Consider the following 15,590-nt stretch of genomic DNA (forward strand, 5'->3'; position numbering starts at 1 on the left):
CGACCAAAACCACGTAAATGTCAGCTGGAACGCGCGGAATGCCCATGTCATGGTGAAAGAAGCAAGTGGACGGGCCAACCATGGTCGTCGGGGACATCGCAGGTCTCCGGCCGACGCCGCATCCACGCCCGTAGAACAGTGTCCGGAGCCTGGATCCAGTATGCGAGGCGTGGAGGGCGCAGGCAGATCGTAGCCCGAGGTCCGCAGGCTGGACAGCGGAAAGGCCAGGCAGCGGCGGGGATCGCGGTGAGCGGGATCGTCCGGGTGGGCGGTGGCCGGCGCCATGACGATGATCGCGGCCAGTCTTCTCCCAAAAGAAACGCCTCGTACGGATTTGACTGACCACGTGTCATCAAAACGAGGGCAGCCCATCATTTTGCCCGCCGCGCGGTGCCATGCGGGGTGCCATCCCGGCCGGCGTGCAGGACCGGCTGATCGGCAACCACAAGACCGCGCCGCACTGGGTGAGCACCGCGAAACGGCCCGAGACGAGGGAGAGACGTCTCACGCTGTTGATCGAGGATTGCGCGGCGGGCCGCAGGCTCGGGCAGTTCGAGCGCGGAGTGGTCCCCGGGAACACTCCCTGAGTGGACCTTCGGACAGGTCCGCCGCGGGTTCTAGGGTCGTTCTCATGACCGCGAAGATGCCCGCGCCCGTCACCCTCGAAGGCGAGAGCGTACGACTGGAGCCGCTGACCGGCGGCCACGTGCCCGACCTGTTCCTGGCCGGTGGCGGTGACGACGAGGTGTGGCGCTGGATGCCCGCCCCGACCCCGCACACCGAGGCCGCACTGGCGGAGATCGCCGCGCGGCTGGCCGGGACGCCGGACCACGTGCCGTTCGCGGTGATCCTGCGGGAGACCGGCCGCGCGGTCGGCTGGACCACCTACATCGACACCCCCGGGTACGCCGACAGCATCGAGATCGGCTGGACCTGGTACGGCAGGTCGGTGTGGCGCTCCGCGGTGAACACCGAGTGCAAGGTGCTGCTGATCGACCACGCCTTCGACAAGCTGGGCGTGAACCGGGTCCAGCTCAAGACCGACAACCTGAACGTCCGCTCACAGAACGCGATCATGCGCATCGGCGGCGTTCCCGAGGGCGTCCTGCGCCGCCAGCGCCGTCGCACCGACGGCACCTGGCGCGACACCGCCTATTTCAGCATCCTCGACGACGAGTGGCCCGCCCACCGCGCCCGCCTCACCGGCCTGTCCCACTGAACCGCGCCCCCGCGCCCCGCGATCTACAGGACTTCGCGGCCCGATGACGGTCGGCCGACGTCCGGCATCGTCATCAGGTGCCGGAGACGCGGGGTCGCGGGGATCGGCATCGAATCGGGCAACGGAGTCCGGTAAGGCTCCGCGACCTGTGGGACTTCGCCGAGGCTCCGCGCCTATGAGGCTCCCTCGCCGAGCATGCCGCGCAGGAATTCCCTGATCCCCAGCCGGAGGTCGTCCAGGGCCGGTTCGGCTCCGGCGCCGATGACGGCGTCGAACATCACCCCTTCGCCGAAGGCGACGAACTGGCGCCCGTGCCGTACCGGGTCGGACGACCCCGCGGCGGAGAGGATCGCGACCGCGAGGTCGCGGAAGCGCTCACCGGCCCTGTCGTAGATCGTGCGCAGCTCCGGTCTGCGGTTGGCCTCGAAGGCCAGCTCGTAGCGGGCGATCGTCTGCCGGCGGCCGACCGTCAGCTGTGTCCAGAGCGCCTGGGCCATCATCTCGGCGAGGGCTTCGATCATGTCCGCCCCCGGGGGTGCGGGGGCCCCCGCGAACGCGGTGGACTCCAGCTGGGTGAGGCGCGCGAGGGTCAGTTCCAGGAGCGCGGACCGGGTGCGGGCCAGGTTGGAGGTCGATCCCGGCGGCAGTCCCGCCGCCTCGTCCACGGCTCGATGGGTCAGACCGCGCATTCCACGATCGGCGAGCAGGTCGATGGCGGTATCGGCGACGAGCTCGGCACGCTGGGACTTCACCTCTCGATACTACATTTGTAGTCTAACTACAGGCGTAGTAATATTCACTACATTCGTAGTAAAGGAGAGGGTCATGGCACGTGCGACGGTCATCGGAGCGGGCATTGGCGGGCTGGCGGCGGCGGTGGCGTTGCAGCGGCGAGGCTGGGACGTGACGGTGTTCGAGCGGGCGGCGTCCCTGGAGCCGGTCGGCTCGGGACTGGCCGTCGCCGCCAACGCACTCAAGGCGCTCGACACGTTCGGGGCGGGTGACGAGGTCCGCGAGCTGTCGGTGGTCCAGGGCAGCAGCGGCATCCGGCGTTCCGACGGCAGGTGGCTGGTGAAGACGAGCGTGGAGGCCGCCTCCGCGCGCAACGGTGGCGACTCCGTGGTGCTGCTGCGCCGCGCGGACCTGATCGACATGCTCTTCTCCCGCCTCACCCCCGGTACGGTCCGGCTGAACGCCAGGGTCTCGGAGGTCGACGCGGAGAACGGCGTGGTGACCCTCCCCGACGGGGAGGTGGAGGCGGACCTGGTGGTGGCGGCCGACGGCATCCACTCCGTCATCAGGTCGGCACTGTTTCCCGGCCATCCGGCCCCCCGCTACGCGGGCGTCACCAGCTGGCAGGTGCTCGTCCCCGCCGAGGGCGTCCCTGGCCAGGCGTACGAGAGCTGGGGGCGCGGCAGGGTCTTCGGCGTGATGCCGCTGGCCGGGGGCGCGTCCTACTGCTACGCCACCGACGCCGTCCCCGCGGGCGGCGGTGGCGGAGACCGGCTGGCCGAGCTGCGACGGCTGTTCGGCGACTGGCACTCCCCGATCCCCGAGCTGCTCGCCGCGGCCTCACCGGAGAAGGTCCTGAGAAACGACATCCGCTACCTCGCCACCCCCCTGCCGGCCATGCACCGGGGCAGGGTCGCCCTGCTGGGCGACGCCGCGCACGCCATGACTCCCAACCTGGGTCAGGGCGCCTGCCAGGCGATCGAGGACGCGGTGGTGCTGGCCCACGTGGTCGGCGACGGCGAAAGGTTCACCGGCGGCACCGGAGCGAACGGCGCGAGCGCCGTACCGGTGGGTGAGAGCCGCGCGACGACGGGCGGGACCGCCAGGGCGACGGGCAGGGGCCGTGGAGCGTACGACGGAAACACAGGGAGCGGCAGAGCGGCCGGCGGAAACGGTGAGGGCGACCTCTTGGCCGGTTACACCGCCGCGCGGCTGGAGCGTACGTCCAAGATCGTGGCCCGGTCCGCCGCGATCTGCCGCGCGACCCGGATGCGCGGCCCGCTGGCCGTGCGGCTGCGCGACGCGATGGTGACGCTCAGCTGGCGGCTCGCCCCCTCAAGCGTGAACGGCCCGATGGACGAGGTGTTCGGCTGGACACCGCCCTCCGCGTGACCGTTCCTCCGGAGAAAATCACCGGAGAACCTCCGGGACCCGTACGAACGCGAGAGAACCGCCCGACGGAAGCCGTGCGAACGCGAAAAGCCATCTGGCGGAAACCCGTGCGAACACGAGAAAGCCGCCAGGTGGAATCCGTACGGACAATGTCCGCTAGACGACGCCCGCCTTCTCGCGCACCGCGGCGGGAACCCCCCGGTCAGGGGAGAGCCGCCCCAGGGTGATCGTCCCCCAGACGAGCAGCGCGGCGGCGAGAAGGGCGGGAATCACGTTCAGCCAGCCGCTTGGCACCGCCTCGTCGAGCAGGAGCGCCCCCGCGAGGATGGAGACGATCGGGTCGACGATCTGAACGGCGGCGTAGGACATACCGAAGTAGCCCACCTCGTAGGTCTTCTGCAGCAGCACGACCGCGCAGACGAGCAGCACGGGGATGGCGACCGTGAACCAGTTGAGCAGCGTGCGCAGGTCACCGTCGAAACCGCCGCCCACCACCCGCACGAAGGTGGAGACGCTCGCCGTCACGGCCCCCGCGGCGACCGACAGTACGAGCGCGTGAGCCTGGCCGGTCATCCTCCGCCCCACCAGATGGGTCACGAGCACGACCAGCCCGACGCAGCCGAGGAAGCCCAGCGCCTCCGGGTTCGTCATGTGCGGTTTCACGGGGTGCACCGGGACCAGCAACAGCAGGCCGAGCAGTCCGACGGCCACCGCGGCCGAACCGACGAGCTCCGCCCTGTGCGGGCGCCTGCCGTGCAGCATCGCCGCCAGCGGTACCGCGAACACCAGCGTCAGCACGCTGATCGGCTGCACCGTGATGAGCGGCGCGAAGCTGAGGGCGACGGCGTGCAGAGACGCCCCGGTGAAACCGACGATGCCGCCGATCCACCATCGGGGCCGCCTCATCAGTTTCAGCGAGGCGCCCTCGGAGACCGCCTCGAACTGCTGGAGCGCGGCCCCCAAGGCGTAGCCCAGCGCGCCGACCAGGGCGATGGATATCCCGACCCAGGTCATCGCCACCCCACATAACGGACAAGGCATCCAGAAAGAAGCGATTCACGGGTCATCCTGCAAGCTTAGAGCGCCCGGCGAACGGGTAGGGATATTCGCCGGTTTGCACGAGACCCTGTTCACTCCGACGGGCCGGGCCAAGAACCCGGACGGTCACCTGGCCCGGGATTTGGACGGTCACCAGGCTGGGATCCGGACGGTCACCGGGTCCTGGAGTCCGGGTGGCCGGCGATTCCCCTTCTGGAGTCCGCGTGCCGGCGATCCCCCTGGGAGGGATGCCAACGCGGTCGCTGTGAGCACACCGGCCCGGAGGTTCGAGCGGCCGGTGTCAGCACACCGGCCCGAAGGTTCGAGTGGCCGGCGGTCACTGACCGCTCGGCGGACAGACGCAGAACAGGTGCCCCTCGGGGTCGGCGAGCACGACCCACTTTCCCTCGCCCGGCTGGAAGTCGGGGCGGGTGGCTCCGAGTTCCAGGTAGTCCCTGACGGCCTCCTCCAGATCGGGGACGCGGACGTCCAGGTGGAACTGCTTGTCGGGGCCGGGCCAGGTGGACGGCTTGCGGTCGAGGTTCTGCTGGAAGTAGATGCTCATCGTGCCGTCGCCGATGCCGGCGTAGGTGTCCTCCGCATACTGAACCTCGTAACCGAGGACGGTCGCGTAGAACTCGGCGAGCCGCCTGGGCTCGGCGCAGTCAATGGTCACGGCGATGAATTGCGCTTTGGCAGTCATGGAGCGATCGTCTCGCCCATACCTGTCAGCTGCTGTCACGTTTGCCGGGACATCTCCATCCGTGACGGTGACCGCCGTGGGGCACCTGATCCACAAGCGGTGACCGCTGCGAAGAGCGTCCGGCCCACAGGTGATGCCCGCCGTGACCGGCGCCCGGCCCATGAGCGGTCCCCGCCGCGAAGGACGCCTGTCCCACAGGTGGTGACCGTCGTGAAAGACAGCGGGCCCATAAGCAGTGGCCGCCGCATGGGTGGCTGGCTAGGGTTGCTCCGTGCTTCCGATCATTTCCCCGCCCCCCGCCCTCTAGCGGGCGGCCCTTCTCTCCTGACGACCGGACCCGAGCGGTCCGGTGGGTGCTTGCCGTCCGCATACGTGCGACCTGACGACGACCACCTCATCTGGAGAGATCTCCATGACGCATGTCTCCGTACGGCGGGGCCTGCTGTACGTGTCCATCGCGGCGACCGCCTGGGGCACCGGCGGCGCGGCCGGCGCACTGCTCCACCAGACGGGCGGGCTCGGCCCCGTCGCCGTCTCCTTCTGGCGGTTCGCCGCCGGAGCGGCCGTGCTCCTGTTGGCCAGGTTCCTGTTCGGCCTCGGAAGGCCCGGTACCACCGAAACGCCCACCACCATCCGGCGAAACCGTCCCACCGGATGGAACCGGACCCCCGGAAAAACTCAACGCACCGCACGACTCACCACCACCCCACGGACCCGTCCCGCCGAACCGCTCGTCACCGACCGGCGAGACCGTCCCACCGGATGGAACCCGGCCGCCGAAGAAACCCGACAGTCCCAACCACTCACCACCCCCCGGCCCGCCACATGGAACCCGGCCGCCGAAGAAACCCGACCCAACGGACCGTTCTCCGTCCTTCGGCGGGCCCGTCCCGCCCGGCGGGGCCCGATGCTCCGACGGATCCTGGTCACCGGCGTGGCGATGGCCGTCTACCAGACGGCCTACTTCGCGGCGATCGCCGAATCGGGCCTGGCCGTGGCGACCGTGGTGACGATAGGCGCCACCCCCGTCCTGGTGGCCTCGGGCGGGTTGTTGCTGCTGGGTGAGCGCCTGAGCGCCACCGGGTCGGGCGCGGTCGCGATCGCCCTGACCGGCCTGGCCATGCTCACGCTCGACGGCGGGTCGGCGACCTTCTCCGCGGCCGGTATCGGCTGGGCGCTGCTGTCGGCGGCCGGGTACGCGGGCGTGACCCTGCTCAACCGGGCCTCCCCCGACGAGCCGTACGCCACCGCGATGGGGGGCTTCGTCGTCGGCGGGCTCTGCCTGCTCCCCGTCGCGCTCGGCCAGGGGCTGCTGCCCTCGGGTGACCCGCTCGCCTCCTGGGCGGTCGTCGTCTACCTGGGTACGGTCCCGACGGCCCTCGCCTACGGGCTCTTCTTCACCGGTCTCGTCGCAGTACGCGCCACGACGGCCGCCGTGATCTCCCTCGTGGAGCCGGTGGGCGCGGCGATCCTGGGGATTCTGCTGCTCGGCGAGCGGCTCACCCCGGCGGCGGTGTGCGGGAGCGTCCTGCTGCTCGGCGCGGTCGCCCTGCTCGCCCTGAAGGAGAGAGGTGATCGTGCCGGTGTAGCCGCGTGAGGAGCCGCGAGGGTCTCGTACCAGCAATCCGTACGGGACCCTCGCGGCACCCCTGACCGCCCCGGGTCACCCCGAAGGCCGCCTTTTGTTGGGGTGTATTGGCTAAAATCGCGTCCGACTTATCATGCTAAAGCGCAACAAGTCGCCGGTGCCCCGAAAGTTTGGTGGACGCACCGCGATCCTGAACGGCCGATCTTTGCACCACAATGTGCGAAGAGACGGAACGCGAGCCCGGAACCGGGCGTTGGAGGGAACGTGGCCTCGATTACCCAGCTCTTCCGGCGTTTCCTGGAACGCCCCGGCACCATCGACCTCTCGAAGTTCGAGCGGGTCGTCGCCGAGGCCGGGACCCGCGAGGAGCGGATCCGCGCGCTCGACGAGCTGCCCGCGCCTTCGGTCGACGACCTCCCCGAGTTCTGCGCGATCGTGCGGGAGGCCGCGCGCCGCACGCTCGACCTGCGCCCCTACGACGTGCAGCTGGTCGGCATGCTGGCGATGCTGTCGGGAAACGTCGCGGAGATGGCGACCGGCGAGGGCAAGACCCTGTCCGGCGCGATGGCCGCCGCCGGATACGCCCTGCAGGGCAAGCGCGTCCACGTCATCTCGGTCAACGACTACCTGGCCCAGCGTGACGCCGAGTGGATGGGCCCGCTGTACGAGGCGCTCGGCGTCTCCAGCGGCTGGATCGGGCAGAACTCCACGCCCGCCGAGCGCCGGGCGGCCTACGCGGCGGATGTGACGTACGGCTCGGTGAGCGAGATCGGCTTCGACGTGCTGCGCGACCGGCTGAGCACCTCCGTGGACGACCTGATCGTGCCCCCGCCGGCCGTGGCGGTGATCGACGAGGCCGACTCCGTGCTCGTCGACGAGGCCCGGGTGCCGCTGGTGCTCGCCGGTGCCGCCGACCCCGGCGACGCGGTTCCGGAGATGGCCGTGCTGGTCAGGCAGCTGGTCAAGGGATACCACTACGAGCTCGACGACCAGGCGCGCAACGTCCACCTCACGAGCAAGGGCATCGACACCGTCGAGCAGGCGCTCGACCTCGACCTCTACGACACCCCGGCCACGCTGACCGAGGTGAACCTCGCCCTGCACGCGCACGCCCTGCTGACCAAGGACGTCGACTACATCGTCCGCGACGGCAAGGTGCATCTGATCAACCCCTCGCGGGGCCGGGTCGCGCTGCTGCAGCGCTGGCCCGACGGGCTGCAGGCGGCGGTGGAGGCCAAAGAGGCGCTCTCGCCGTCGGAGACCGGTGAGATCCTCGACTCGATCACCGTCCAGGCGCTGATCACCCGCTACCCGGAGAAGTGCGGCATGACCGGCACCGCGGTCGCGGTCGGCGACCAGCTGCGGGAGTTCTACGACCTCAAGGTGGCCGTGATCCCCTCCAACCGGCCGTGCGTGCGGACCGACGAGCCCGACCGGCTCTTCGAGTACCGGATGGAGAAGGACCTCGCGCTGGTCGAGGAGATCGTCGAGGTGCACGCCACCGGACGGCCGATCCTGATCGGCACCATGGACGTGGCCGAGTCCGAGCGCCTCGCGCTCACCCTGAGCGGGCGCGGGCTGGAGTGCGTGGTCCTCAACGCCAAGAACGACGCCGAGGAGGCGGCCATCATCTCCCGCGCCGGGGAGCGCGGCGCGCTCACCGTCTCCACCCAGATGGCCGGGCGCGGCACCGACATCCGCCTTGGCGAGGGCGTCGACGAGCTCGGCGGCCTGTACGTCATCGGCTCGGGCCGCCACACCAGCAGCCGACTGGACGACCAGCTCCGCGGGCGCGCGGGCCGCCAGGGCGACCCCGGCGGCTCGGTCTTCTACGTCAGCGGCGAGGACGAGCTGATCGCCCACTACGTCGCCGACGAGTACGCCAAGGGCGTGCCCGAGCACTCCCTGGTGGGCCACGCCCAGCGGGTCGCCGAGGGCGTCAACATGGAGATCCACCGCAACACCTGGCGCTACACCCGCCTGCTTGAGCGCCAGCGCGGCCAGCTGCTGGAGCGCCGCGACCGGGTCCTGCGCGAGCGGGTGGCCGGTGAGGCCCTCGCCGCCGCGGCGCCCGAGCGGTGGGCGGAGCTTCGGGAGAGCGTCGAGGAGGACGTGCTGCACGAGGCGGCCCGCCAGATCGTGCTCTTCCACCTCGACCGCGGCTGGGCCGACCACCTGGCCTATCTGGGAGAGCTGCGAGAGGGCATCCACCTGCGGGTCCTCGGGCGGCTCAACCCGATCGACGAGTTCCACAAGGACGCCATCCCCGCCTACCAGCGCCTGCTGGCCGAGGTCGAGTCACGCTCGGTCGAGACCTTCGAGGCCGCGACGGTGACCGCGGACGGCCTCGACCTCGAGGGCGCGGGCCTCAAGCGTCCCACCGCCACCTGGACCTACCTCGTCCAGGACAACCCCTTCGGCACCGAGTGGGACCGCATCCTCAACCGCCTCACCACCAAGGTCCGCCACCGCTGAGGCCTCTTCGGGGGCGGCCTTCACACCGGTGAGGGCCGCCCTTCAGGCGTCGAGCACCGTGGGCGGAACACCGGCCACCTCGTACAGGTATGTCACGACGATCTCGGCCTCCGGAGGGACATCGAGGATGAAGTGCTTGGCCGCTTCCACTTCTTCGTACAGTTCCACGAGGGTGTCACCGGAAACCCCTCCCTCGATGGGGGCGTCCACCGGGAGTGCGATCCAGTAATCGGTCTTACGCACGGCCTTCGTGGTGAGCCGCAGGGGTGCACCGATCACTCCAACCATCCCTTTCCGAACACGTCTTCCAAGTCATGCGCAAAAGCCGTGAGCAGGTCGAGGTCCATATGCCGCAGGGGCACCCGGGACCGGGCGACCACCAGCCAAAGTCACCTCTCAGCGGGATCGGTAGGCGTCCGATCGGTGCTGGATGGTGATCACTTGGACCACGATCGTGCCGTCGTCGATCAGATAGAGCACCCGGTAGTCGCCCCTGCGCGCCGACCACTGCGGGGCGAGGGGCTCGTCGAGAGGTTTGCCGACCCTGCGTGGGTTGTCCAGAAGCGGGCCGGTGATGAACTCCCAGACCGCTGGGACGATCTTCGCCGGTAGCCGCTCGGCGAGATCCTGCCTCGCGCGGCGGGTGAGGCTGAGTTCGTACCGCCCGCTCACAGACGACCGGTCCGGCGGAGTTCGGCCTCCACCTCCTCGGGGGAGGAGACGCGTCCCGCCTCCAGGTCGGCGAGCCCTTCGCGGATGGCCTCCACCGTCTCCGTCGAGGCGAGAATCTCGATCATCTCGCGCATCGTCTCGTAGTCGTCGGCGGCGAGCAGCACGGCGGCGGGCAGACCGTTACGGGTGATCTCGAATCGCTCATGGGTTCTGACTGCGGACTCGACGATGCCGGAGAGCCGGTTTCTCGCGTCCGCGAGCGGAAGAACAGTCATGTACATAATTCTAGCCATTCCGGGGTCGCGATGGTCGGCGATCCGGTTCCTCCAACGGTCCGGTTCCCCCGCGAGACTCGGTTCCTCCAGGAAAAATTAGCCTCGGCTTCAGGTCCTGGACATCATGATGTGCGTTACGCGCGCGGTAATGGTTTCACTGCACTCTCCCGGTTATCGTGACGTGCATGACCACCACCAGCGCGTCCCGGCCGGTAGGTGAGCTCCTGCGCCAGTGGCGGGAGCGCCGGCGTATGAGCCAGCTGGACCTCTCGATCCAGGCGGACATCTCCACCCGGCATCTGAGCTTCGTGGAGACCGGAAGGTCCAAACCGAGCAGGGACATGATCCTGCGCCTCGCGGAGGAGCTGGAACTCCCCCTTCGCGAGCGCAACCACCTGCTGCTCTCCGGTGGCTTCGCGCCGCTCTACTCGGAGACGCCGCTCAACTCACCGCACATGGCGTCCGTACGGGAGGCACTGGGGCAGGTGCTGAGCGGGCACGAACCGTACCCGGCGGTCGTCGTCGACCAGCACTGGAACCTCATCGACCGCAACGCCGCGACCGGGCTGCTGCTGCGCGGGGTCGCGCCGGAGCTCCTCGTCCCCCCGGTCAACGTGATGCGGCTGAGCCTGCATCCCAAGGGCATGGCTCAGCGGATCATCAACCTGGGCGAGTGGCGTGCCCACCTCCTGCACCGGCTCCGCCGCCAGATGAGCCTCACCGCCGACCCCGACCTCGCGGCGCTCTGGAAGGAGCTCGACGACTATCCCTGCGACCAGCCGGAGCCGGAGATAGACCGCCCCGGCCCCGGTGACATCGTGATCCCCCTGCGGCTGCGCCGCGGCTACCGGGAGCTCGCCTTCTTCAGCACCATGGCCACGTTCGGTACTCCGCTCGACATCACCGTCGCCGAACTCGCCATCGAGGCTTACTTCCCCGCCAACCCCGAGACCGCCGCCTACCTGCAGCACCAGCACCACCCCGACTGACCGGGGGCGGGGGTGTGGCGTGCGCCCCACGCCACACCCCCGCCGACCGATGTCATCCGGTCTCGGCCGGTCCGGGTCCTGGAAGGTCTTCGACGTGTCCTCAGCCGGGGATTCCGGCTGAGGACACGTCGGACTCGCCGACTTCGACCTTCCCCGCACGCGACGCCGCGATCCTGCCCAGGACGACGTCGATCACGAGGAACGCGAGCAGCGAGATGCCGAGCAGCGGGAGGAACACGCCCACCGCGATCGCCACGGCCGCCAGGGGCAGGGCGACGGCGAGGGGCAGCCGCCGCAGGCCGCCGCGTCCGTAGGGGGTGCCGAAACCGCGGGTCGGGCGGCGCAGCCACCACATGCGGTAGCCCCACACGATGACCGAGATCAGCGAGATCGCGAGCACGGCGAGGACGATCTGGTTGACCAGGCCGAACAGCACCCCCATGTGCACGTCGATGCCCCAGCGGGTCAGCTTGGCCCCGATGGGGAAGTCGGCGAAGCGCAGCTCGGCGCTCACCTGGCCGGTGGCGGCGTCGACCGCCACCTGGTCGTTGCGCTGCGGCCAGAGGCGGTCCGCCTCCTTGACGACGTACGGCTTGCCGGACTCGGCCGGCCAGACGACCTCCAGGGGTCCCGACAGGCCCTTGCCCGCCGCCGCCTGAACGACCTGGTCGGCGTCGGCGGCCGGCGCGGCGGCCGCCTCCTGCCCCGCGGCGTGTCCACCGTGGTCGCCGTGACCACCGGAGACGGGCAGCGACGGGGTGGACCAGCCGATCGAGGTCTGCAGCACGTCGATATTGGCTCCCGCGTACTTCGACCAGGTCAGACCGGTCGCCGAGAGGGCGAGCAGGCCGACCAGCGCCCACGTGCCGACCGAGCCGTGCCAGGAGAGGGTCTTGCGCAGGCCGCGGGCGCCGCGCTCGGGAGCGACGACGCGGCGCAGCCGCTGTCCGGCGCGGCGACGGCGGGTGAGCCACAGCACAAGGCCGCCGAGCCCGACCAGCCACAGCCAGCTGGCGGCCATCTCGCTGTATACGCGTCCCGGCTCGCCCAGGTGCAGGTGACGGTGGAGCTGGGAGATCCAGGTTCGCACGGGTAGCGCGCCCGAGCTGCCGTAGCTCTCCAGCGCCCCGCGGACCTCGCCGTTGTACGGGTCGACGAAGACCGCGAGACGGGTGCTCTCCGGAAGACCGGGCACGTCGAGCAGCACCTGGGTCGTCGCGTCCGGCTCGTCGTGGGTCCGTACGAGCGCGAGGGTTCCCTCGGGATGCGCCGCGGTGGCGGCGGTGACCTGCTGGGTGAGGGGCAGCCGCTGCTGCCCGGCCGGTACGGAGGTCGTCAGCTCCTTGGAGTGGACGATGTTCTCCAACTGGAAGGAGGCGGCGTACAGCAGGCCGGTCGTCGCCGCCACCAGCAGGAAGGGGGCGACGAGGATTCCGGCGTAGAAGTGCAGGCGGAGCAGGAGCGAGCGCAGCGTCGCCCAGGTGGAGGGCACCCCGGGGGCGGGGGCCGGGGACGGACCGGCCGGTTCGGCCGGGTCGGCCGCGGGCGGGATGTCGACATCGGATGTCATGGGGAGGCTCTCCGTTCGCAGGGAACGCGCGCACCGTCAGGTACGCGTCACCGCGGTGTGAGGTTCAGTTCGGCGTAGCGCGGGGCAGGCGGAATTCCGGCTCTCACCAGCGGGAGGGCATGGTGGGAGCCGGGCTCGCGGGCCCGTATGGCATGGGGGAGACAGGAACCTGCGGGTGCCGTCAGGCGCCGACGGGGCGGCGCTCGGGCTCACCGGCCGGGAAGGGCGCGACGGCGCGACGATCCACGGTCGGGGAAGGTGCGGCGCTCGGAGGCGCGGGCCCGGCAGGGCACGGCGGCGTCCGGGCGCGACGGCCCGATGTCAGACGGCGTGCGAGGGAGCGGGCGGCCCGCGGCGCGAGACGGCGGCGGCAAGCAGCCGGGCGACCGGTGAGACCCGGTCATCGGGCACGGCGGAGAGGGTGACGCGGCGGGCGACGGGCGCGTGCCACCGCAGCAGGGTGAGCAGCGAGGCGAAGAGCAGGAAGAGAAGCGTGGTCAGACCGCGCTCCCCCCGCTCCAGCCAGTGGGCCGACAGCAACGCCATCACGGCGTGCACCAGCACCATGAACAGGCCGGTGGACAGGCCACCGGCGCCGTGCTCATGCCCGGTCGACGGTGGCAGCGCGCCGGAGGTGAACCACAGGTGCATGCCGTACTGGGCGGCGAAGCTCGCCCCCAGCAACATGCCGAAACCACGCCGCCGCCGGGCGAGCACGAACGCGCCCACCGCGGTCGGCAGCACCGCCCAGACCAGCACACCCGGCCCCACCGGGCTGCCTCCGGCCAGCACGTGCATGACCAGCGACGCCGTCACGCACACGACCGCGAACACCGCGGCGCGAACAAGACGGAAGGCGTGCATGGGGCAATGGTGGCAGAGAATGGCGGATTCGCCACCCCCTTGTTCCATGATTAAAAGTGTGGATTAATACCTCCCGGACTGCGTGTCGCGATTGGGCGATCTGCGCTATTCAGGCGTCGAGCGGGTGCGGCCACCTCGGGCGCGCGGTCGGCCACCTCTACCTTCAGCTGCGCCGTCGAGCTCAGCAGGGTGCCCTCGGGCGCTCCCGCCACGCTCTCGTCCACCACGACGACGCGCTCACCCAGGTACAGGTAGGTGACGGGGTCGAAGATGTACTCGTGCCGCACCCCGCCGAGCCTGTTGACCATTGCCACCGCGACCCCCCTGCGTCCGGCGGCGTCCTCGGCCTCGTCGACGGTCTCGACGCCGGGGATCGTCCCCGCCGCCCGAAACAGCGCGGCTCGCTGGGCGGACGGCAGGTACGCCTGAGTGATCATCGAGCCGACGCTCCCCCACGCCCTGTAGTCGGCGAGGAGATCGCTTCCTAGTCCCCGGTAGAGGTGTTCGCGCATCCCCTCGGGATCGGTGGGCAACCGGCTCAGCGAGACGTAGTCGGTGCGCTGGTGGTCGGGACGGATGTCGTAACCGGTGAGCTTCGACGGCGCCCCGACGCCTCCCTTCCGCCGTTCGGCCTCGGCAGGCAGCGGCTCCCCGGGGAACGGTCTCGGCTCCAGGTGCTCGCTCGTCATGACCCCGCCGTCCAGGGGGGAACCCTCGACGGGCAGCCACACCTTGAACCGGCTGCGGTCGAGGTAGCGGACGTCCTTCCCGCCCTCCTTGAGCTTGACCGGGAACATGACCTGCAACTCGTAGGCGAGGAACTGCCCCGGCCTCGGGTGCAGCTCGTCCCGCAGGCTCGTCGCGTCGGCGGCCCGCTGGAGAACCGCCGACATCGCCACGGGCGACATCTGGACGGTCTTCTCCCGCTGGAGGAGCGACCCCGCCTGGAGGAACGAGCCGGCGCCGACGAACCCGAGTCCCACCACCACCGCGGCCCCGGCCCCCACCGCGAGACTCGTCCTGAGACTCAGTCCGAGGTTCCTGGTGAGGCTCGCCGGGCGGCGTACCCGGCGGGCGGGCGGTGCGGGCGGTGTCGTCCGTGTCGTCGGCGCCGTCGGCGCCGCGCCGAGGGCCGCGATCTCCGACAGCAGCCGCGACTCCTCGGCGCGCAACTCCGCCGGACCCGGCCGGGGCACCTCGGAGCGCAACCGGTTCACCTGGGTCATCTCATCCATGGACGGTCTCCTCGCTGACGGACGTGGGGTCGATCCCGCCGAGTTCCTCGCGCACCTTGCCTCTCGCCCGGTTGACCCGGGACCGGATCGTGCCCACCGGGACGCCCATCGCCCGGGCGGCCTCCGGGTAGGTGAGGCCGCCCCAGGTCACCAGCAACAGCGCGTCCCTGTGGCCCGCGGGCAGCCGCGCCAGGGCGGCCGCCAGCCTGCGCCGCACGGCGTCGGCGCTCAGCCGCTCGTCGCTGCGCTCGGTGAACGGAACGGTCACCGGATCGACGCCGGTCCGTTCGAGAACGCGCAGCCGCCGCACCTCGACACGCTTGTGCCGTCTGATCAGGTTGGTCGCGATGCCGTACAGCCACGGGCGCGCACCGGGCTGCGAGAGGTCGTAGCCCTCCCTCCCCCGGAACGCCGCCAGGAAGGTGTCCGCCACGACGTCCTCGGCCGCGTCGGCTCCCAGCCGCCGGATGACGTAGCGCTTGATGTCGGGCGCGTGCCGGTGGAAGACCGCGGCGAACACCTCCGGCTCCCGCAGGGACCGCCCGATGAGAGAGGCGTCGTCGACCTCCACCTCGTCGGCGGGAAAGGTGCCGCCCGCCCCCGTCCGGGTCCGGCTCGTTTCGCTCATATCCGGCCTCTCGGCTCTCGGTCAGGACACCCGTTGTTGCTCTCCCGCGTGCCTGCGGTTCCCGAAAGCGACCCGGCGATCCCGCCGAAAGTGAGGGCGACCGGTCCCCCGCCCTCGAAGCGCGAGGAGGGCGGACGCGCGTACCCGTCACACCGGAGTGAACTCCAGGTAGGAGACGGCGGGCATCCCCGCATCACGCCAGGGTGAACT

General features: G+C 70.5%; 16 protein-coding genes. 6 read left to right on the forward strand and 10 right to left on the reverse strand.

Going from position 1 to position 15,590, the window contains the following annotated elements; all coding sequences use genetic code 11:
* Positions 1 to 395: 395 nt before the first annotated feature.
* Both ABZ664_RS21670 and ABZ664_RS21675 read left to right on the forward strand, forming a co-directional pair.
* Positions 396 to 587, forward strand: a complete 192-nt coding sequence (locus ABZ664_RS21670) for a YdeI/OmpD-associated family protein (protein ID WP_362512542.1) — start codon at positions 396 to 398, stop codon at positions 585 to 587.
* A gap of 44 nt (positions 588 to 631) precedes the next feature.
* The gene (locus tag ABZ664_RS21675) at positions 632 to 1,219 is read left to right on the forward strand and encodes a GNAT family protein (protein WP_362512545.1); all 588 of its coding nucleotides are present in this window, start codon (positions 632 to 634) and stop codon (positions 1,217 to 1,219) included.
* A gap of 173 nt (positions 1,220 to 1,392) precedes the next feature.
* Here the strand turns inward: ABZ664_RS21675 and ABZ664_RS21680 are convergent, their stop codons facing one another.
* Complete coding sequence (locus ABZ664_RS21680; RefSeq protein ID WP_362512547.1) at positions 1,393 to 1,971, reverse strand: TetR/AcrR family transcriptional regulator; 579 nt, start codon at positions 1,969 to 1,971, stop codon at positions 1,393 to 1,395.
* Positions 1,972 to 2,044: 73 nt separating this feature from the next.
* On the opposite strand from ABZ664_RS21680, the gene ABZ664_RS21685 reads away from it, so the two are divergent.
* Positions 2,045 to 3,343 carry an FAD-dependent oxidoreductase gene (locus ABZ664_RS21685; protein ID WP_362512549.1) on the forward strand — a complete coding sequence of 433 codons (1,299 nt, stop codon included), beginning with the start codon at positions 2,045 to 2,047 and terminating at the stop codon, positions 3,341 to 3,343.
* Positions 3,344 to 3,499: 156 nt separating this feature from the next.
* Here the strand turns inward: ABZ664_RS21685 and ABZ664_RS21690 are convergent, their stop codons facing one another.
* Positions 3,500 to 4,357: a DMT family transporter gene (locus ABZ664_RS21690; protein ID WP_362512553.1), complete on the reverse strand. Its 858-nt coding sequence runs from the start codon at positions 4,355 to 4,357 to the stop codon at positions 3,500 to 3,502.
* A gap of 361 nt (positions 4,358 to 4,718) precedes the next feature.
* Positions 4,719 to 5,084 carry a VOC family protein gene (locus ABZ664_RS21695; protein WP_362512556.1) on the reverse strand — a complete coding sequence of 122 codons (366 nt, stop codon included), beginning with the start codon at positions 5,082 to 5,084 and terminating at the stop codon, positions 4,719 to 4,721.
* A 412-nt stretch (positions 5,085 to 5,496) separates the two neighbouring features.
* Here ABZ664_RS21695 and ABZ664_RS21700 point away from each other — a divergent pair, with 412 nt between their 5' ends.
* Both ABZ664_RS21700 and secA2 read left to right on the forward strand, forming a co-directional pair.
* A complete protein-coding gene (locus tag ABZ664_RS21700) occupies positions 5,497 to 6,681 on the forward strand; it encodes an EamA family transporter (RefSeq protein ID WP_362512559.1) in 1,185 nt (394 codons plus the stop codon).
* Positions 6,682 to 6,945: 264 nt separating this feature from the next.
* The gene (gene secA2 / locus ABZ664_RS21705) at positions 6,946 to 9,147 is read left to right on the forward strand and encodes an accessory Sec system translocase SecA2 (protein WP_362513010.1); all 2,202 of its coding nucleotides are present in this window, start codon (positions 6,946 to 6,948) and stop codon (positions 9,145 to 9,147) included.
* A gap of 42 nt (positions 9,148 to 9,189) precedes the next feature.
* Here the strand turns inward: secA2 and ABZ664_RS21710 are convergent, their stop codons facing one another.
* From ABZ664_RS21710 to ABZ664_RS21720, 3 genes are all read right to left on the reverse strand, one after another.
* On the reverse strand, positions 9,190 to 9,426 hold the full coding sequence (locus ABZ664_RS21710) for a hypothetical protein (RefSeq protein WP_362512562.1): 237 nt from the start codon (positions 9,424 to 9,426) through the stop codon (positions 9,190 to 9,192).
* Between the two features lie 117 nt (positions 9,427 to 9,543).
* Entirely contained in the window at positions 9,544 to 9,819 is a 276-nt protein-coding gene (locus tag ABZ664_RS21715) for a type II toxin-antitoxin system RelE/ParE family toxin (RefSeq protein WP_362512564.1), read from the reverse strand.
* Positions 9,816 to 10,094, reverse strand: coding sequence for a type II toxin-antitoxin system Phd/YefM family antitoxin (locus ABZ664_RS21720; RefSeq protein WP_362512567.1), 279 nt, complete (start codon positions 10,092 to 10,094; stop codon positions 9,816 to 9,818). The genes ABZ664_RS21715 and ABZ664_RS21720 overlap by 4 nt, the downstream gene beginning before the upstream one ends.
* Positions 10,095 to 10,279: 185 nt before the next feature.
* Between ABZ664_RS21720 and ABZ664_RS21725 the strand changes: the two genes are divergently transcribed.
* The gene (locus tag ABZ664_RS21725) at positions 10,280 to 11,083 is read left to right on the forward strand and encodes a helix-turn-helix transcriptional regulator (protein ID WP_362512570.1); all 804 of its coding nucleotides are present in this window, start codon (positions 10,280 to 10,282) and stop codon (positions 11,081 to 11,083) included.
* A 100-nt stretch (positions 11,084 to 11,183) separates the two neighbouring features.
* On the opposite strand, the gene ABZ664_RS21730 is transcribed toward ABZ664_RS21725, so the two are convergent.
* The 4 genes from ABZ664_RS21730 to ABZ664_RS21745 form a co-directional block, all read right to left on the reverse strand.
* Positions 11,184 to 12,653: a PepSY domain-containing protein gene (locus ABZ664_RS21730; protein ID WP_362512573.1), complete on the reverse strand. Its 1,470-nt coding sequence runs from the start codon at positions 12,651 to 12,653 to the stop codon at positions 11,184 to 11,186.
* A gap of 321 nt (positions 12,654 to 12,974) precedes the next feature.
* Positions 12,975 to 13,517: a hypothetical protein gene (locus ABZ664_RS21735; RefSeq protein WP_362512577.1), complete on the reverse strand. Its 543-nt coding sequence runs from the start codon at positions 13,515 to 13,517 to the stop codon at positions 12,975 to 12,977.
* A gap of 50 nt (positions 13,518 to 13,567) precedes the next feature.
* Entirely contained in the window at positions 13,568 to 14,752 is a 1,185-nt protein-coding gene (locus ABZ664_RS21740) for a CU044_5270 family protein (RefSeq protein ID WP_362512580.1), read from the reverse strand.
* A complete protein-coding gene (locus ABZ664_RS21745; RefSeq protein ID WP_362512584.1) occupies positions 14,745 to 15,380 on the reverse strand; it encodes an RNA polymerase sigma factor in 636 nt (211 codons plus the stop codon). The genes ABZ664_RS21740 and ABZ664_RS21745 overlap by 8 nt, the downstream gene beginning before the upstream one ends.
* Positions 15,381 to 15,590: the final 210 nt, after the last annotated feature.

It is taken from the genome of Streptosporangium sp. NPDC006930 (assembly GCF_040635605.1).
Taxonomy (GTDB): Bacteria; Actinomycetota; Actinomycetes; order Streptosporangiales; family Streptosporangiaceae; genus Streptosporangium.